14 protein-coding genes and 1 tRNA gene are annotated in these 17,938 nt (G+C 64.4%); 10 read left to right on the top strand and 5 right to left on the bottom strand.

Going from position 1 to position 17,938, the window contains the following annotated elements:
- Both aroA and BLU88_RS12545 read right to left on the bottom strand, forming a co-directional pair.
- Entirely contained in the window at positions 1-1,344 is a 1,344-nt protein-coding gene (gene aroA, locus BLU88_RS12550) for a 3-phosphoshikimate 1-carboxyvinyltransferase (RefSeq protein WP_331712434.1), read from the bottom strand.
- On the bottom strand, positions 1,337-1,834 hold the full coding sequence (locus tag BLU88_RS12545; RefSeq protein WP_092014409.1) for a DoxX family protein: 498 nt from the start codon (positions 1,832-1,834) through the stop codon (positions 1,337-1,339). The genes aroA and BLU88_RS12545 overlap by 8 nt, the downstream gene beginning before the upstream one ends.
- Positions 1,835-1,979: 145 nt before the next feature.
- Between BLU88_RS12545 and BLU88_RS12540 the strand changes: the two genes are divergently transcribed.
- Together BLU88_RS12540 and rsrA are read left to right on the top strand one after the other, a co-directional pair.
- The gene (locus tag BLU88_RS12540) at positions 1,980-2,636 is read left to right on the top strand and encodes a sigma-70 family RNA polymerase sigma factor (protein WP_407922833.1); all 657 of its coding nucleotides are present in this window, start codon (positions 1,980-1,982) and stop codon (positions 2,634-2,636) included.
- Positions 2,633-2,890: a mycothiol system anti-sigma-R factor gene (gene rsrA / locus BLU88_RS12535; protein WP_092014403.1), complete on the top strand. Its 258-nt coding sequence runs from the start codon at positions 2,633-2,635 to the stop codon at positions 2,888-2,890. Before BLU88_RS12540 ends, rsrA begins: the two co-directional genes overlap by 4 nt.
- Before the next feature lie 100 nt (positions 2,891-2,990).
- Here the strand turns inward: rsrA and BLU88_RS19155 are convergent, their stop codons facing one another.
- The 3 genes from BLU88_RS19155 to BLU88_RS12525 form a co-directional block, all read right to left on the bottom strand.
- Positions 2,991-3,065, bottom strand: a complete 75-nt coding sequence (locus BLU88_RS19155) for a 50S ribosomal protein bL37 (protein WP_157689234.1) — start codon at positions 3,063-3,065, stop codon at positions 2,991-2,993.
- Positions 3,066-3,214: 149 nt separating this feature from the next.
- Positions 3,215-3,829, bottom strand: coding sequence for a GDSL-type esterase/lipase family protein (locus BLU88_RS12530; protein WP_092014400.1), 615 nt, complete (start codon positions 3,827-3,829; stop codon positions 3,215-3,217).
- The gene (locus tag BLU88_RS12525) at positions 3,826-7,548 is read right to left on the bottom strand and encodes a multifunctional oxoglutarate decarboxylase/oxoglutarate dehydrogenase thiamine pyrophosphate-binding subunit/dihydrolipoyllysine-residue succinyltransferase subunit (RefSeq protein WP_092014397.1); all 3,723 of its coding nucleotides are present in this window, start codon (positions 7,546-7,548) and stop codon (positions 3,826-3,828) included. The genes BLU88_RS12530 and BLU88_RS12525 overlap by 4 nt, the downstream gene beginning before the upstream one ends.
- Positions 7,549-7,650: 102 nt before the next feature.
- Here BLU88_RS12525 and guaB1 point away from each other — a divergent pair, with 102 nt between their 5' ends.
- The 8 genes from guaB1 to BLU88_RS12485 all read left to right on the top strand — a co-directional run bounded on the left by guaB1 (position 7,651) and on the right by BLU88_RS12485 (position 17,879).
- Complete coding sequence (gene guaB1, locus BLU88_RS12520) at positions 7,651-9,108, top strand: GMP reductase (protein ID WP_092014394.1); 1,458 nt, start codon at positions 7,651-7,653, stop codon at positions 9,106-9,108.
- 131 nt (positions 9,109-9,239) lie between these two features.
- On the top strand, positions 9,240-10,571 hold the full coding sequence (locus BLU88_RS12515) for a hemolysin family protein (protein ID WP_092014391.1): 1,332 nt from the start codon (positions 9,240-9,242) through the stop codon (positions 10,569-10,571).
- Positions 10,568-11,629: a hemolysin family protein gene (locus BLU88_RS12510; RefSeq protein WP_092014388.1), complete on the top strand. Its 1,062-nt coding sequence runs from the start codon at positions 10,568-10,570 to the stop codon at positions 11,627-11,629. Before BLU88_RS12515 ends, BLU88_RS12510 begins: the two co-directional genes overlap by 4 nt.
- Positions 11,630-11,985: 356 nt before the next feature.
- Complete coding sequence (locus tag BLU88_RS12505; RefSeq protein ID WP_092014384.1) at positions 11,986-13,023, top strand: M15 family metallopeptidase; 1,038 nt, start codon at positions 11,986-11,988, stop codon at positions 13,021-13,023.
- Between the two features lie 113 nt (positions 13,024-13,136).
- A tRNA-Arg gene (locus tag BLU88_RS12500) sits at positions 13,137-13,212 on the top strand.
- Positions 13,213-13,334: 122 nt separating this feature from the next.
- Complete coding sequence (locus BLU88_RS12495) at positions 13,335-14,108, top strand: ABC transporter ATP-binding protein (RefSeq protein WP_092014381.1); 774 nt, start codon at positions 13,335-13,337, stop codon at positions 14,106-14,108.
- Entirely contained in the window at positions 14,105-16,654 is a 2,550-nt protein-coding gene (locus BLU88_RS12490; protein ID WP_092014378.1) for an FtsX-like permease family protein, read from the top strand. Before BLU88_RS12495 ends, BLU88_RS12490 begins: the two co-directional genes overlap by 4 nt.
- A 49-nt stretch (positions 16,655-16,703) precedes the next feature.
- Complete coding sequence (locus BLU88_RS12485) at positions 16,704-17,879, top strand: MFS transporter (protein ID WP_092014375.1); 1,176 nt, start codon at positions 16,704-16,706, stop codon at positions 17,877-17,879.
- Positions 17,880-17,938 lie beyond the last annotated feature (59 nt).

Here is a 17,938-nt window from a genome sequence, read left to right as displayed (position 1 = left end):
TCAGGCTCCGGGAGTGAGCATGGCTTCCCACAGCTGAGTGAAGGCAGGCAGTGTCTTGGCGACGGTGCCGGCGTTCTCGATGACCATTCCGTCGTTGCGCAGGGCGAGGATGGCACCGGCCATGACCATGCGGTGGTCGTGGTAGGTGTGCCACAGCGCCGGGCGCAGTTGTGCTGTGCCGGTGATCGTCAGCGCATCGGGATGCTCGACGACGTCGACGCCGATGGCTTCGTATTCACGGGTCAGAGCCGTCAGACGATCGGTTTCGTGTCCGCGCAGATGCCCGATGCCGCGCAGGTGCGACGTCCCTTCGGCCAGAGCCGCGAGCGCTGAGACCACGGGGGTGAGTTCGCCGACGGCCGACAGATCGAGATCGACCGACGTGAGCCTGTCCGGGCCCTGCACATGCAGACCGTCCCGGTCGAGGTGCACCGTCGCTCCGAACGCTTCGGCGATCTCGCGGAAGCCGTCGCCGGCCTGAGTCGTATGCGCGGGCCAGTCGGCGATGGTGACGGAACCGCCGGTGGCTGCGGCCGCCGCAGCGAAGGCGGCGGCATTGGACAGGTCGGGTTCGACCTGGACGTCGAGACCGCGTGGAAGTCCGGGTTCGACGATCCAGCGTTCGGGTTCGGGCTCGCTGATGTCGACGCCTGCGTCTCGGAGGACCTCGATCGTCATGTCCACGTGGGTCCGGCTGGGCACCGTATCCGCGGTGTTGGTCAGTTCGAGTCCCAAAGGCATGACGGGAGCCGCGAGCAGGAGCCCGGAGATGAATTGGCTCGAGGCGCTGGCATCGATGCCGAGGTGGCCGCCGCGCAGCTGCGAGTCGGCGTGGATCGTCATCGGCAAGGTGTTTTCGGTCGATGTGATCGACGCACCGATCTCCCGCAGGGACTTGATCGTCACCGCCATCGGCCGCACCCTGGCCTGCTCGTCGCCGTCGAGGACGACCTCACGTCCCGTCAGCGCGGCCAGCGGGGGGATGAAGCGCATGACGGTTCCGGCCAGACCGCAGTCGATGGCGATCGGCTCCGGATCCTGCGCGGCTGTGTCTGAGGGGGCGTTCCCACCGGTGAAGGGGATCGGTTCGATGTGCAGCTCATCGCCGTCTTCGTCGATGACGGCGCCGAGGCGGCGCAGGGCTTCGACCATGAGCAGGGTATCGCGGCTGCGCAGCCATCCCCTGAGATCGGAGCCGGAACTGGCCAGAGCCGCGAGGATGAGATAGCGGTTCGTCAGTGACTTGGAACCGGGAACTGAGACGGTGGCAGAGACGGTGGAACCGGCGACCGGCGGCTGCCAGTCGCCGGTCGCCGGTGGAGTGTGCGTGGAGATGTCAGTCAACTCCGAGTGCGCTCAGCGCCTGCTTCGAGGTGTCTTCGACGCTCGACCACAGGTCTTCGGCAGCATGCTGGGTCCGCCACCACAGGCCGGGACGTCCCGCGGTGTCGACGGCGGCGAGCAGGGCACCACCGAGCATCGATGTGCGCAGGAGGGTGCGTTCGTTGCGGACCTTCTTCTCTTCCTTCGACGTCGTCTTGTCTGCGGACAGACGCTCACCGACGGTGTCGAGCAGGTAGGTGCCGACGAGGATCGATGCGCTGAGGCGGGGGAAGCGCCCGATGGCCAGCATCGAACCGGCAGCGACCTGTGCGACACCGGTGGCCCGGGCGAGAGTCACTGCGTCGACGGGGACGTCGACCTGTTTGCGCGCCTGGTTGAGGAGCGGGCCGACCGATGCGGCCGCAGCCTCCGGCTTGCGCAGCCGTTCGACGCCGTTGAGGATGTAGCCGGCGGCGAGCATGGGCCGTGCGATGAGTCGAATGGGAGACACAGTGGTCCTTCCTACGTGGCGGTCATCTCACTGGCAAGCATAACTGCTGAGGTGGGAATAGTGGGACGTCAGTCCGATGTTGTACGGGGTGAAGCCATTCGACGGGTGCACCCGTCGCGAAGTCGACAGGCAGAAGGAGAAGTCTATGAGCGCCACTGCCGTCCTGGAGAGAACGGGCGTACCATTGACTGCGATGACCGAATCAGTCAAAGAAGCCCCCGAAACCGACGCCGAGAGGTCGGCGCGTTTCGAGCGGGATGCTCTGGAATATGTCAACCAGCTCTACGCAGCTGCTCTGCGTATGACTCGCAATCCGGCAGACGCCGAGGATCTCGTCCAGGAAGCCTATGCGAAGGCCTATGCGGCTTTCCACCAGTACAAGCCGGGAACCAACCTCAAGGCCTGGCTGTACCGGATCCTGACGAACACCTTCATCAACAACTACCGCAAGAAGCAGCGCCTGCCGAAGGAGCACGGCGGCGAGGACATCGAGGACTGGCAGATCGCGCAGGCGAACAGCCATTCCTCCTCAGGCGGTCGTTCGGCCGAGCTCGAGGCCCTCGACCATCTCCCCGACTCCGATGTCAAGGAGGCGCTCTCTGCACTGCCCGAGGACTTCCGGATGGTCGTCTACTACGCCGATGTCGAAGGCCTGCCGTACAAGGAGATCGCTGAGATCATGGAGACGCCGATCGGGACGGTGATGTCACGCCTTCACCGCGGCCGCCGACAGCTGCGGGAGATGCTGGCCGACTACGCCGCCGAACGCGGTTTCGTGAGTCCTGGGGGAGGTGCGAAATGAGCGACGAAGAATGCTGCGAAAGCGTCAGGACCGAGTCACTGATGCGCATCTACCACTATCTCGACGGAGAACTGACGACGACGGAGATCCGCGAGATCTCGATTCACCTCGAAGAGTGCCCGTCGTGTCATGACGAGTATGAGATCGAAGCGCTGCTCAAGGAGCTCGTCCGCCGTTCGTGCAGTCACGACCGCGCCCCGATGGGATTGCGTGAGAAGATCCGCCAGCGGATCGCACTCGAACAGAATTCCTGACCGGAGTCCTGCGCACAGCGCGAGAGTCCCGGACGCAGCGAAGGCGGGAAGAGAATCGATTCTCTTCCCGCCTTCGTCATTCACTGAACGAATCAGCTAATCATGAGTTCGGACGCTTGCCGTGGTTTGCTTTCTTACGACGGCGATCGCGACGCTTACGGCCACGCTTGCTCATTGTGCCCTCCTTTGATAGACGGTTAATTCTCTCATGATCGTTCGAACAGAGCAAAGTCGGACAAGGTCACAAACCGTGCCAGTTCGGTTCATTGTGTTGACGCGGCAGGCACCGCGGGTGCTGCCCTGCCGGACAGCGCTTAAGATTCCTCAGCTGTCGCCGATGACGTCCTGGACTCCCAGCCAGTTGAACCAGCCGCGGTGGAGAACCAGCCAGGCCAGCAGACCGTAGCCCTCCTGCGCCGGCAGATGGTCCCGTGACGAAGCGACCTCGCGCTGCCAGACCGGATGACCGAGGAGCGGAGTGAAGGTGTCGACATAGGTGATGCCGCGCCTCTTGGCCACATCGGAGAAGCTCGTATTGAGCTCGGCGATGCGCCGATTGCGATCCCCATCGTGCTCCGGCGGAGGGCCCAGCACGAACGTCGAGACCTTCCGGGCCAGAGCTTCGTCGAGGATGTTGGCCACATCGAGACGTGCCCTGGCCACGGAGCGACCCGAATCGAGATCCCCGGACCCCAGGGCCAGCACCAGACGGTTGTCGCCGTCCGGAGCGAACCGCAGAGACGCCTCGGCGATGGTGCGCGCATGAAGTCCGGCGGAATCCTCAGTCGGCACGGCCAGCGGATACACCTTGAGCTCCGGCAGACTCGGCAGGGTCCTCGCCGTCACCCGACCGACCCATCCGAGGCCACGGCCATCGCCGTGACCGGCGACCAAAGGGCCTCCGACCACGGCGATGGTTGTGGTGATGTCGCTGCTCACCGGCTGAAGATCCGGTCGACGAGGTCCTTCTGCTGCGCTTCGTGGAAGTGCTTGAGCCCGGTCGAGGTGGCTGCAGAAGCGGCACGGGAGATGACCTTGACCTCACGGCCGCCGAGGAGTTCGGGCAGGTGCAGTGCCATGAACGGCCATGCTCCCTGGTTCTCCGGCTCTTCCTGCGCCCAGACGATCTCGGCACTTGCCGGGAAGCGGTCGAGCACGGCGGTGATGGCCGTCTCGTCGAGCGGGTAGAGCTGCTCGAGGCGGACGAGCGCCAGCTTCTGATCGTTGTCCTTCTCTCGCTTGGCCTTGAGCTCCCAGTAGAGCTTGCCGGAGACGAGGACGACGCGCTCGACCTGCGAGGCATCGACGTCCGTATCGTCGATGACCGTCTGGAACCTGCCCGAGATGAAGTCCTCCGGCGAGTTCGCTGCGGCCTTGAGGCGCAGCATCGACTTCGGGGTGAAGACGATGAGCGGTCGCTTGTTCGTCGTCGAGGCGTGGCGACGCAGCAGGTGGAAGTACGAGGCGCCCGAGGACGGATAGGCGACCGTCATATTGTTCTCCGCACACAGCTGCAGGTAGCGCTCGATGCGACCCGAGGAGTGGTCAGGTCCCTGTCCCTCATAGCCATGGGGCAGGAGCATGACGACACCGGAGTTCTGCTGCCATTTCTGCTCGGATGAGGAGATGAACTCGTCGATGACGGACTGCGCACCCTGTGCGAAGTCACCGAACTGGGCCTCCCACGCCACAAGGGCGTCCTTGCGTTCGACAGAATAGCCGTATTCGAAGCCGACGGCGGCGTATTCGCTGAGCAGGGAATCGTAGACCCAGAAGCGAGCCTGCTCCTCGGTGAGATTCTGCAGCGGCGTCCACTCGTTGCCGTTGACCGAGTCGATGAGCACGGAGTGGCGCTGGACGAACGTTCCGCGACGTGAGTCCTGTCCTGCCAGGCGCACCGGCACACCGTCCATGAGCAGCGAGCCGAAGGCCAGAAGCTCGGCGAAGCCCCAGTCGATTCCGCCCGACAGCGACATCTCCTTGCGCTTCTCGAGCAGTGCTCGCAGCTTCTTGTGAACGGTGAAGCCCTCGGGGATCTCGGTGAAGGCCTCACCGATGCGCTGGAGCGTCTCGGGGCTGATAGCCGTCTCGGCATCGTTGAAGGTCTCGATGTCGCTGGGCTCGTAGGGAGCGTTGAACGCTTCTCCGTCGTAGGAGCCGGTCTCGGCCTCCTTGGTCTCGGCGAAGGCCGATTCCAGCTTCGACTGGTAGTCCTTGAGCGCCTCGGCAGCCTCTTCGTCGGTGATGCACTTCCTGCCCACGAGCGATTCGGTGTAGAGCTTGCGCACCGAACCCTTCTTCTCGATGAGCGAGTACATCATCGGCTGAGTCATCGACGGATCGTCGCCCTCGTTGTGGCCGCGACGGCGGTAGCACACGAGGTCGATGACGACGTCCCGGTTGAACTCCTGGCGGTATTCGAAAGCCAGGCGAGCGGCCCGGACGACGGCCTCGGGGTCATCGCCGTTGACGTGGAAGATCGGGGCGTTGATCGACTTGGCGACGTCCGTGCAGTAGAACGAGGAACGCGCCGAGGCGGGGGGAGTGGTGAATCCGACCTGGTTGTTGATGATGACGTGGACCGTTCCGCCGGTGCGGTAGCCGCGCAGTTCGGAGAGGTTGAGCGTCTCGGTGACCACACCCTGACCGGCGAATGCGGCATCGCCGTGGACGAGGACCGGCAGCACGGTGAAACCGGACTCGCCCTGGTCGATGAGATCCTGCTTGGCGCGCACGATGCCCTCGAGGACAGGATCGACGGTTTCGAGGTGGCTGGGGTTGGCCGCGACGTAGACGCCGGTTGTGTTGCCCGCCGGTGAGGTGAACGAACCCTGGGTGCCCAGGTGGTACTTCACATCGCCCGATCCCTGGACGCTGTCCGGGGACATGGTTCCGTCGAACTCGCGGAAGATCTGCGCATAGGACTTGCCGGCGATGTTCGTGAGCACATTGAGGCGACCGCGGTGGGCCATGCCGATGGCGACCTCGTCGAGGCCGGTGTCCGCGGACTGGTTGAGGATCTCGTCGAGCAGGACGATCGCGGACTCTCCGCCTTCGAGACTGAAGCGCTTCTGTCCGATGTACTTCGTCTGCAGAAAGGTTTCGAAGGCCTCAGCGGCATTGAGGCGGCCGAGGATGTGTCCCTGTTCCGAACGGGTGAGTTCCTGATGCGGAACCTCGATCTTCGACTGGAACCAGCGACGCTGGACCGGGTCGGCGATATGCATGTATTCGAAGCCGGTGGTCCGGCAGTAGCTCTCGCGCAGCAGTCCGAGGATGTTGCGGAAGGGCATCATCGGCTTCGCACCGAATCCGCCGGTGGGGAACTCGCGTTCTAGATCCCACAGGGTCAGACCGTGCTGATTGATGTCGAGATCCGGGTGGGACCGCTGACGGTAGACCAGGGGATCGATATTGGCCATGAGGTGACCGCGTGTGCGGTAGGCATCGATGAGTTCGATGACGCGTGCGGTCTTGTTGACGTCGTCCTGGTCTTCGGCCGAGACGTCGGGAACCCAGCGGACCGGCTCGTAGGGCAGGCGCAGGGATTCGAAGACATCGTCGTAGAAGCCGTTTTCGCCCAGCAGGTAGCTGTGGACGAGCTTGAGGAACTCACCCGAGCCGGCACCCTGGATCACGCGGTGATCGTAGGTCGAGGTCAGGGTCAGCACCTTGGACACGGCCAGAGAGTTGATGGTCTGCTGGCTGGCGCCCTGGAACTCGGCGGGGTAGTCGAGCGCGCCGACGCCGATGATGCAGCCCTGGCCCTTGGTCAGGCGCGGCACGGAATGGACGGTGCCGATTCCTCCGGGATTGGTCAGCGAGACCGTGGTGCCGGCGAAGTCGTCGGCGGTGAGCTTGCCCAGGCGTGCCTTGTCGACGAGTCCGTCGTAGGCGTCGACGAACTGACGGAAGGTCAGCGTCTCGGCCTTCTTGACATTGGGCACCAGCAGCGTGCGGGACCCGTCCTTCTTCGGCACGTCGATGGCGAGGCCGAAGTTGATGTGGGCGGGGGAGATCATCACGGGCTTGCCGTCGCGGACGTCGTAGGAGACGTTCTGCGAGGGGAAGTTCTGCAGGGCGCGGATGACGGCGAAGCCGATGAGGTGGGTGAAGGAGACCTTTCCACCACGGGTGCGCTTGAGGTGCGAGTTGATGACGATCCGGTTGTCGATGAGCGCCTTGGCAGGCAGGGCCCGGACGGAGGTGGCGGTCGGGACTTCGAGCGACTCATCCATGTTCTTGGCGATGAGCTTCGCGGGGCCGCGCAGGGGAGTGATCGTCTCCTCGGGTGCGGGCTTCGGTGCGGTCTCCTTCTCGGTGACCTTCGGCACGGACTTGGTCTCGGCCTTCAGCGTCTCGGACTCAGCCGAGGACGGGGTGACTCCGCGAGAGGTCTCACGCGAGGTCGCCGGCGCCGCAGCGGGGGCAGAGGCCTTGGCATCCGACTTCTTTGCTGCCGGCTTCGCCTCCTGCTTGGCGGCGGGCTCGGCAGCGGACTGAGCGCCTCCGCCGTTCTTCTCGTACTTGTCGAAGAAGGGCCACCAGGACTGGTCGACCGAATTCTTATCTGACTTGTACTGCTCATACAATTCCTCGACCAGCCACTCATTCGACCCGAAGTCTTCAACGGTGCGGTTCGGAGTATTGACGGACACGGCGTTGATCGCCTACTTCCTGATTCAAGACTTGCTGCTTAACGACATCTCCAAGCCTAACGTGATGTGCCATCGAATGTGCAGTTAAGGGACAATAGTGTTATGCGTTTCATCTCAAATGATCCGAACACCGATCTCACCTACTCCGATGTGTTCCTCGTGCCGAACTCCTCGGCGCTGACTTCGCGCTTCGAAGTCGACCTCACCACAACCGATCCGACCGGCTCGACGACGCCGCTCGTGGCCGCGAATATGACGGCAGTGTCCGGTCGTCGGATGGCCGAGACCATGGCCCGTCGCGGGGGGATGGCGGTGCTGCCCCAGGACATCCCGCTGTCCGCTGCGCAGGAGACCATAGCCTGGGTCAAGAGCCGTGACCGGATCTTCGAATCCGCTCTGCGCTTCGCCCCCGAGGACACAGTGCTCAACGCCCTGCACGTGCTGGCCAAGCGTCCGCACGGCTTCGGTGTCATCGTCGATGCCGGGGGAAGGCTCGAAGGCATCATCAATGCCGCGGATCTGCGCGGAGTCGATCGCTTCACCTCGGTGGCGGAGCTGTTGGACTCCTCACCGCATGTCATCCGCGCCTCCGAGGTCGACTGGGAGGACTCTGCGCAGCTGGAGTCCCTCTTCGAATCGATGACGGAATCGCGAGCGGACTTCGCCGCCGTTGTCGACGACGAGAACACGGTGCTCGGCAGCCTGACTCCGAAGTCGCTGCTGCGTTCGTCCATCTACACGCCCAATGTCGATGACCAGGGACGGCTGAAGATCGCCGTTGCCATCGGCGTCAACGGCGCCGCGGTCGAACGTGCCACAGCGCTGGTCGAAGCCGGTGCCGACGTCCTCGTCGTCGACACCGCCCACGGCCACCAGGTGAAGATGCTCGACACGCTTGCGGCGATCGCCGATGCCGAGCTCGGGGTGCCGATCGTGGCCGGAAACGTCGTCACCGCCGAAGGTGTCCGCGACCTCGTCTCCGCCGGCGCCGACATCGTCAAGGTCGGCGTCGGTCCCGGAGCCATGTGCACGACCCGGATGATGACCGCCGTAGGTCGTCCGCAGTTCTCCGCAGTCCTGGAGTGCGCCGAGGCGGCTCGCGAGCTCGGTGCCCATGTATGGGCCGACGGCGGAGTCCGCTACCCCCGTGATGTCGCCCTGGCCCTGGCGGCCGGAGCCTCACAGGTGATGGTCGGATCCTGGTTCGCCGGAACCCACGAATCTCCCGGCGATCTCCTCATCGACGGCGAAGGCCGGAAGTACAAGGAGAGCTTCGGGATGGCTTCGGCGCGTGCCGTGGCCAACCGCACCCGCTCCGAATCTGCCTTTGCGCGGGCGCGGAAGGGCCTGTTCGAAGAGGGCATTTCCTCGTCGACCATGTACATCGACCCAGAATCTCCTGGGGTAGAGGACCTGCTCGACGGCATCACTTCGGGCGTGCGCAGCTCCTGCACCTATGCCGGAGCCGGTGATCTCGGGGAATTCGCTCGTCTGGCCGCGGTCGGAGTCCAGAGCGCCGCCGGATACGAAGAGGGCCGACCGCTGTCGGGAAGTTGGTAAGATCTCCTCATGCACAGTGACAGTCCCGGCCGGCGGGAAGCCGGCGCCCCAGATGACGACCCTCACCCCGCGAGGGTCTCACATTTCACCTGCTCTGCTCAGCAGAGAGCGAACGGCGGGGACAGTCACTGATGGAATGGATACTCCTCGCCCTCGCACTCCTGCTCATCCTCGGCACCGGCGTCTTCGTCGCGGCCGAATTCTCACTGCTGACCCTCGACCGCCATACTGCAGATAAGGCGGTCGAGGACGGCGTCTTCGGTGCGAAGACGCTGCGTGCTTCGATGACCCACCTGTCCACTCAGCTCTCTGCGGCACAGGTGGGCATCACGATCACCACTCTACTCACCGGTTACCTCATGGAACCGTCCTTGGGCAGGCTGCTTGCGCCGCTGTTCGAGGCTTGGGGCGTCGGCCCCGGCGTTGCGGCGCCGATGGCGCTGACCATCGCCCTCATCGTCTCCACCGTGGGGTCGATGATCTTCGGAGAGCTCGTGCCGAAGAACCTCGCCATCGCCGTGCCCCTGGCGACCGGGCGCATCGCCGCACCGATGCAGTACGTGTTCTCAATCGTATTCAAGCCCGTCATCGCAGTCCTCAACGGCACCGCGAACAAGATCCTCATGTCCATGGGCGTCGAGCCGCAGGAAGAGGGGTCTGTGGGGCGTTCCCCGGAGGAACTGACCTCACTCGTGCGCCACTCCGCCGAGGAAGGGGTGCTCGACGAACAGACGGCAGGGCTGCTGGAGCGGACCCTGAGCTTCTCCGAGCGCACCGCCGAAGACGTGATGACCCCTCGCACACGCATGTCCACGGTGGACAAGGACACCACCGCTCGGCAGATCATCGAACAGGCCCGAGACACCGGGTTCTCCCGTTTCCCCGTGGCGGCCGAGGACAAAGACCACATCGTCGGCGTCGTCCACGTCAAACAGGCCTTCGCTGTGCCTCCGGGCAACCGTGATGACGCCTACGCAGGAGGGCTGATGACCGAGGTCCGTGAGATTCCGGAGACCCAACGGCTCGACCCGCTTCTTCTGGAGCTGCGGGCCACCGGCCTGCAGATGGCCGTGGTCGTCGACGAGTTCGGCGGCACTGCCGGAGTCGTCACCCTCGAGGACGTCGTCGAAGAGCTCGTGGGTGAGGTCGCCGATGAGCATGATCGGATGCGTGTCGCGGCACGACCGGCTCGCGACGGCTCCTGGATCGTGCCCGGTCAGCTGCGCCCCGATGAGATCTCCTCGCGTGTCGGTGTGACCATCCCGGAGGACTCCGACTACGAGACTCTGGCCGGATTCGTGCTCAAGGAGCTCGGACGGATTCCCGAGCCGGGTGACGAGGTCCGTACGGAGGATGCCCGCATCGTGGTCGAACGGATGCACGGACGACGCATCGAGCGCCTCCGGGTGGTGCTGCGCGCCGCCGACGCTGGAGCGTTCGAGACCGGAGGTGATTCCCGATGAGCGCCGATTGGTTCGGACTGGTCTGGCTGGTCGTCCTCCTGCTGAGCAACTCCTTCTTCGTCGCCGCCGAATTCGCCGTGGTCGCGGCCAAACGTTCACAGGTCGAACCGCGCGCGGCCGAAGGTTCTGCCGCAGCGAAGACAGCGCTCTATGCGATGGAGCACGTGTCACTGATGCTGGCGATCTGCCAGCTCGGCATCACCGTATGTTCCCTGCTTCTGGGAAATGTGGCCGAACCGGCCATCCACCATTTGCTCGCGGGCCCGCTCGAGGGCCTGGGCATACCCGCCGGACTGTCCTCGACGATCTCCTTCGTCCTGGCACTCGGCGTCGTGACCTACCTGCATGTGGTCATCGGTGAGATGGTGCCGAAGAACCTGGCCCTGGCGGCGTCCGGCCAAGCCGTGATGCTGCTGGCGACTCCTCTGGTATTCCTGGCGCGGGTCTTCGGCTTCGTCATCCGTCCCCTCAACGGTTTGGCCAACGGGGTCCTGCATCTGTTCAAGATCGAGGCTCGTGACGAGGTCAACGAGGCCTATACGATCGAGCAGGTCGAATCGATCGTGGCCGAGTCGAAGCGCGAAGGGCTGCTCAGCGACGACACCGGGCTGCTCAAGGGCGCCATCGAGTTCAGCGACAAGACCGCCTCGGACATCATGGTCCCGATGTCCGAGCTCATCACGATCTCGGACAAGGTGACTCCGAACGAGCTTGTGACATTGGTCGGGAAGACGGGCTTCTCTCGCTACTTCGTCGTCGGAGACGACGGCTATCCGCAGGACTACCTCCACATCAAGGACGTCCTCTACGCGGACACCGAAGACGCCTTCGATGCCCCAGTGCAGAGCAAGCGCTTCCGTCCCCTGTTCACGGTCACCGCCGATGACGAAATCGAAGAGGCTCTGGCGCAGATGCAGAAGGCGGGAATCCATGTCGCCCGTGTCATCGACTCGCAGGCGCATGTGCTCGGCCTCCTCTTCCTCGAGGATGTGCTCGAAGAGCTGGTGGGCGAGGTTCAGGATGCGATGCAACGGGGACGATTCGACTTCCGCAGCTGAGCCTTCGGCCCCGACCCGAACAGTCTGGTCAGTCGCCTCGGCGGCGGTCTCCTGACGCGAGGAGACCGCCGCCGAGGCGCTGAGTGGGCGATCCCGGGCAGACAGTGTTCAGCGTGGAGTCCGATTCGTGACCGACTGTGTAACGGTTCATAACGATATAGTGATTCGGGACACCTGGAGTAGACCGCCTGTAGTGGGTTGTGACCGGACATAATCGATGAATCGCCTGGTCACACGCTGTGTATGAACTGAAAGTGACATACTGTAACGATGCCGTTATAGTGTTGTGACATAAGCTTTCGGGCGCCCGGCAGAGGGCCTCCGCCGCACAGCCATCACCAACAGTATGGAGCACTATGTCGAGTGAGCTCTCGACCGTCGAGGCGCCGCCGGTTCGCCGACGTGATCTGCGCAAGCAGAACGCCTCTTCGCAGGTTTCGATGATCAACTCAGCGCATCGCGCGACATCGCAGTCGCGGAGTACCGCATCCGCAGTACTCTCACCCCGTCGCGCGGCCATGGCCGCCGAGGCCCGCGCCGCTGCGGGTTCGCCGCGACGGGCAGCGATGGCCAAAGAGGCCGCACGGCCGATGACCCCCGCGGGTCATACTTCGACTCTGGTTGCGGCACAGCTCGGCAGTCGCGGTTCCGACGGTTCGCTGCTTCGGTCGGTACGCCGGCGCAAGGTCACGACGTTCTCTGCACTGGCGACCGTTTCGGTCACCGGCACCGCCGTCGCCGCTGTGATGGTCGCCGGAAACATGAGCGGCAACCAGGAAGTCAAGGTCGATGACACCGCCGCACAGTCCCAGCCGCGTGCGATCAACGCCGAGTCAGTCTCCGCGGACATCAAGGTCGACAAAGACGACAAGACCTCGATGACCATCGGTGCTCCGAGCGCCAAGCAGACCAAGGTCGACGCGGCGTCGCGGGCGATCACGAAGACGGTTCTTCCCGGATGTGACGAAGCCGCGCCGAAAGGCGACGCGAGCAATGGCGAACTGCCCGACGAATGGCTGTGCGAGATTGGTGTGGGCAACCACAAGCTGCGCTCCGATGCGGCCGTGTCGTTCGCGAAGATGAACGCAGCGTTCAAGAAGGACACCGGCAAGGACCTCGCCGTCACCGACTCCTACCGGTCGCTGGACGCTCAGATCTCCGTCGCGTCCCGCAAACCCGGCTTCGCGGCTCGTCCGGGAACCTCCAACCACGGTTGGGGCCTGGCGCTGGATCTCGGTGCGGGTACGCAGAACGGAACCGGCCAGCAGTACGAGTGGCTCGTCGCCAATGCAGACAAGTTCGGGTGGGAGAACCCCGACTGGGCCAAGCGCAATTCCTATGAGCTCTGGCACTGGGAGTACGTGCCGGGCCGCAAAGCCATGAAGGGCGCCTGATCTGCTCGAACATCGCTGATCACAGCCTTACGACACCGTGTGCAATCGTTCGCAGATTGCGCGCGGTGTCGTTTTTGGGCGGTGGTGCCAACGGTGATAGAGTTACATCCGTTGCCCGCGTAGCTCAGTGGATAGAGCGTCTGCCTCCGGAGCAGAAGGTCGTAGGTTCGAATCCTGTCGCGGGCACCACAATACCGCCCATCTCAACTGCTGAGGTGGGCGGTTCTGCATTTGCGATCCGAGTGGTCGGCGGTGCGGACAGGACCTAAGGTAGTCGGAGACGAGACCCGAACCGTGATTTGAGGCATGCGATGTCGGAACCTGCTGATGAGCCCGTCCAGACGAGCACGGACGACGACGAAATCGTCCTCCGCGCGCAGGGCCTGCGCAAGAGCTTCGGCCGCGGTGATACGGCAGTCGACGCCCTCGACGACATCAGCGTCGACTTCGAATCGGGTCGCTTCACCGCCATCATGGGACCCTCCGGCTCTGGGAAGTCGACATTCATGCACGTGCTCGCCGGACTTGACCGCGTCGACTCCGGTTCGATCATCATGCGCGGCAGAGACATCACCCGCCTCAACGACCGGCAGCTGACCCAGCTGCGGCGCGACCGAGTCGGGTTCATCTTCCAAGCCTTCAACCTCGTGCCGACGCTGAGCGCGGAACAGAACATCGAACTGCCGGTGTCGCTGGCCAGGAAGAAGATCGATCGAGAGTGGAAGGCCGAAGTCGTCGAACGACTCGAACTCGGCGATCGTCTCCAGCATCGTCCGCACGAACTCTCCGGCGGTCAGCAGCAGCGAGTTGCCGTGGCCCGTGCGCTGCTGACCCGACCGGATGTCATCTTCGCCGATGAGCCCACGGGAAACCTCGACTCCCATGCCGGTGCGGAGGTCCTGTCCCTCCTCGGACGGGCCACGACCCTGTACGGGCAGACGATCATCATGGTCACCCACGATCCCGTGGCGGCATCGCACGCCGGGCGGGTCGTCCTCCTCAAGGACGGACGTGCCACGGGCGAAGTCCGGCAGCCGACCCGAGACAGCGTGGTCACGGCGCTGAGCGAACTGAGTTCTCTGTGATCGCAGTCGCCCTCGCACAGATTCGGATCCACTGGGCCCGGTTCCTCGCAATCGGCCTCGGCATCGCATTGGCTTCGGGATTCGTCGCGACCACCCTGATCATCAACTCCTCGCTGCAGGACAGCCTCGAACATGCCGTCGGTCGTTCTTTCGAGAAATCCGACCTCACAGTCGTCCCAAGCAGAGACGTCTTCGTCGGGGGAGACGAGGCCTCCCCGCTGCTGGGTCCCTTGTCCGAGGTCGACGGTGTGGATACCGCGTCTCTGTCGGCCCGCACGGTCACAACGGGACGAGGAGCGTCATTCTCAGAGAGCTCCTTTGCGCTGTCCCCGGTTCCGGCGGATGAACGGCTCGACACCTTCGACATGGTCTCGGGCCAGCGACCGGAAGCGACGACCGACCTCGTCCTCGACACCCGCACAGCAAGCGATCTGGGCGTCGGAATCGGTGATGAGATCCGCTTCACCGTCGACGCAGTTCCGGTGGAGAGTGGGAACGATGATATGCCCATCTACCGGGGTCCGAGCAAGAGCAGCGTGACCTTCTCCGTCGTCGGCATCGCGGAGATGGGGCAGGATCCCGCCCTTCCCGGCGCCACTCGGGCTTTGACCACGTCCTCGGGATATCAGGAGTACTTCGCCCAGCAGGGCGACGTCATCGCCATCCAGATCGCCCTCGAAGACGGTGCGGACCGGGAAGCGGTGCGCGCCCAGCTGCAGAGGATCATCGACGGTACGGAACTGAACGGCAGCCTCGAAGCGCTCAGTGTGGACGATGCCGTGACGGCGAAGACCGATCGTCTCTCCGGCGGCAATGCCGTCGTGACCGGGCTGCTGCTCGTGTTCGCCGGAATCTCCGTCATCGTCGCCATCCTCGTCGTCTCCAACACTTTCTCCGTAATCGTCGCCGGGCGCCGTCGCGAATTCGCGCTGCTGCGCTGCCTCGGCGCCACCCGCCTGCAGATGTACGGATCCGTCGTGGCCGAAGGACTCTTCGTCGGACTGCTCGGGTCGATCTTCGGCGTCTTCGCGGGAGTCGGCGTCAGCCGCGGACTCATGGCTGCGGCCGTGCGCTACTGGCCGGAGGAATTCCCCTACGACACCCTCACCGTTCCCGTCTCCGCACTCGTCGGCGGAGTCGTCGTCGGTGCTCTGCTGACGATCGTGGCCACCATCCGGCCGGCTCGCAGCGCCATCGCCGTGACTCCACTCGAAGCACTCCAGCCCTTCGACGCCTCCATCTCGCCCAGCACCCGCTCCCGGCCCCGTCACCTTGTGGGGTTCGGCTTCATCGGCCTGGGCGTCGTGCTCGTCATCGTCTCCGTCTATGCGGTATCGACCGCGCAGCTCTGGGTCCTCGGCGGCGCATTGGGAGGAGGACTCGTCGTCACCGGACTGGTCATCAGTTCGGCGAAGATCATCCCGCCCGTCGTTGCATGGACGGGGGAGGTGCTGTTCAGCCCCTGGGGTGTGCCCGGACAGCTGGCGACCCTGAACACAATGCGCAATCCGCGCCGCACCGCGGCCACGGCCACCGCGCTGATCATCGGTGTGACCCTGGTGGCGACGATCCTCGTGGGCGGCATGTCGACGAAAGCGACGCTCAGCCACGGGCTTGACCAGCGCTATCCCGTCGATATCTCCGTACCGCTGTCGGGCCTCGTCGACGATGATGACATCGATGATGTGCGCGAGATCCCCGGAGTGTCCACCGCGGTCATCGCCCACCGTGCCGAGGCGGTCGAGGAGTTCAAGGGCTCCCGTCCCGAGATCTTCGTCATCGACCCGGACAGCGCCGAGACGGTGCTCGGAGACGCAGCCGCCGATATCGTGTCCGGACGCGTCACCGTTCCCGAGGACTACCGCTCTGCGACCGTGCGGGTGAAGGGTCTCAACGAGTTGAGCGTGCCCGTGCATAGGGACGGACTCTCCAGCCTCGCCTTCTTCACCACTCCCGAGGTCGGCAACGACCTCGGCATCTCGGCGACCTCGACGGCCGTGCTCGTCCGCCTCGACGAGGACGTCGAGGTCGACGAGATCACGCGTATCCGCCACTCCGTGGCCGAGACGCTCGACGTCTCCAGCGAAGAGGTCGGCGGTTCGGCCGTCGCCCGAGGTGCCTATTCGGAACTCATCGACGTCATGCTCGCCGGAGCAGTGGCCCTCCTCTTCGTGTCCGTGATCATCGCCCTCATCGGCGTCTCGAACACGGTCAGCCTCTCCGTCATCGAACGCCGAAGGGAGAACGCGCTCATGCGGGCACTGGGACTGAGCATCGCACAGCTGCGGACTCTGCTGGCGCTCGAGGCGGTGCTCATCTCATCGGTGGCCGCAGTGCTCGGACTCGTCCTCGGAGGTGCCCTGGGCATCGTCGGCACACGTTTGGTCACGCACGACTACTCCACCGACCTCATCGTCGACTTCTCCTCCCCGTCCTTCCTCGGCATCCTCGCAGTGGCGGTCGTCGCCGGGATCCTCTCGGCTCTGGCTCCGGCCAGGCGCGCTTCCCGGCTCTCACCCGTCGAAGGACTCAAGCTCGACTTCTGATGTGGCCCGACCGACTGGCGGGAGGTCGGCGTCTGATAGGAAAGAGCTCATGAACTCCGCGCGCATCCGCATTCTGATCATCCTCGGAATCGTCTTCGCCGCCTTCAATCTGCGACCCGGGGTCACCGGTCTCTCACCGCTGCTCGACGCCATGGGCGAAGAGATCCGACTGAGCGCGGCATTCCTGGCGATCATCGGCATGCTGCCGCCGCTGCTGTACGGCCTCAGCGGCTTCATCACCCCGCGGCTCTATGCCCGCTTCTCCGGACTCGGCCTGACGCTGGCCGCGATGGTGATGGTCACGATCGGACTGGGCGTTCGCGCGGTCATCGATTCTCCAACGCTCTTCCTCGCCCTCAGCGTGCTCGCTCTGCTGGGTATGGGCATCGGCAACGTGGTCCTACCGCCTCTGGTGAAATCGTATTTCCCCGACAAGGTGGCGCTCATGTCGACCGTTCATGTCGGGCTGCTCCAGTTCGGCACTTTCATCCCGCCGCTGGTCGCCGTTCCCCTCGCTTCAGGTTTCGGATGGAGAGGATCTCTCCTCGTCTGGGCCGGATTCGCAGCTCTGGGAGTCCTCGCCTGGATCGTCATCCGCATCGTCAGGCCCGAACCTGACGCCGAGGTGGCCGCAGCCGTGGTCGGCGGCAGCGAGCTCTCCCGCCTCCTGCGCAGCCCGCGGGCGTGGGCGCTGATGACGATGACGGGGCTGACGTCGTTCAACAACTTCATCCTCTTCACCTGGCTGCCGAGCCTGCTCACCCGCTCCGGATTCGATGCGGCCTTCGGCGGAGCGATGCTCGCCCTGGTCACCGCCATTCCGCTCGTCCTCGGCTTCGTGCTGCCGGCACTGGCGCAGAAGATGCGTTCGGCCTACCTCCTCGTCGTCGGCTTCTGTCTCAGCCTGGCCGTTGGCTACCTGGGTCTGTGGCTAGTGCCGACGGCCGCTCCGATCCTGTGGACCGTTCTGCTGGGCATCGGCATTTCCACATTCCCGCTCGCGCTGACACTGATCACCCTGCGTGCACGTGACGCGAAGGCGGCCGCTGCCCTGTCCGGCTTCGTCCAGGGCGGCGGCTATCTCCTCGCAGCCACGGGACCGCTGATCTTCGCCTTCCTCGTCCAGAGTTTCGACAGCATGTGGCCGGCATTCGCCGTTGTGCTCGCCTCAGTGGTCGTCAAATTCTTCGTCAGCCACGCTGCCTGCCGACCCGGCGCAATCTGAAGCCCTGTGAGCATCCGTCTCGTCATGAGAGCGAAGATGACACCGGATTCGTCCTCGCA

It is taken from the genome of Brevibacterium siliguriense, assembly GCF_900105315.1.
GTDB classification, from domain to species: Bacteria; Actinomycetota; Actinomycetes; order Actinomycetales; family Brevibacteriaceae; genus Brevibacterium; species Brevibacterium siliguriense.
Note: the sequence above shows the minus strand (reverse complement) of the source record. Positions and strands in the feature narration are given on the sequence as shown.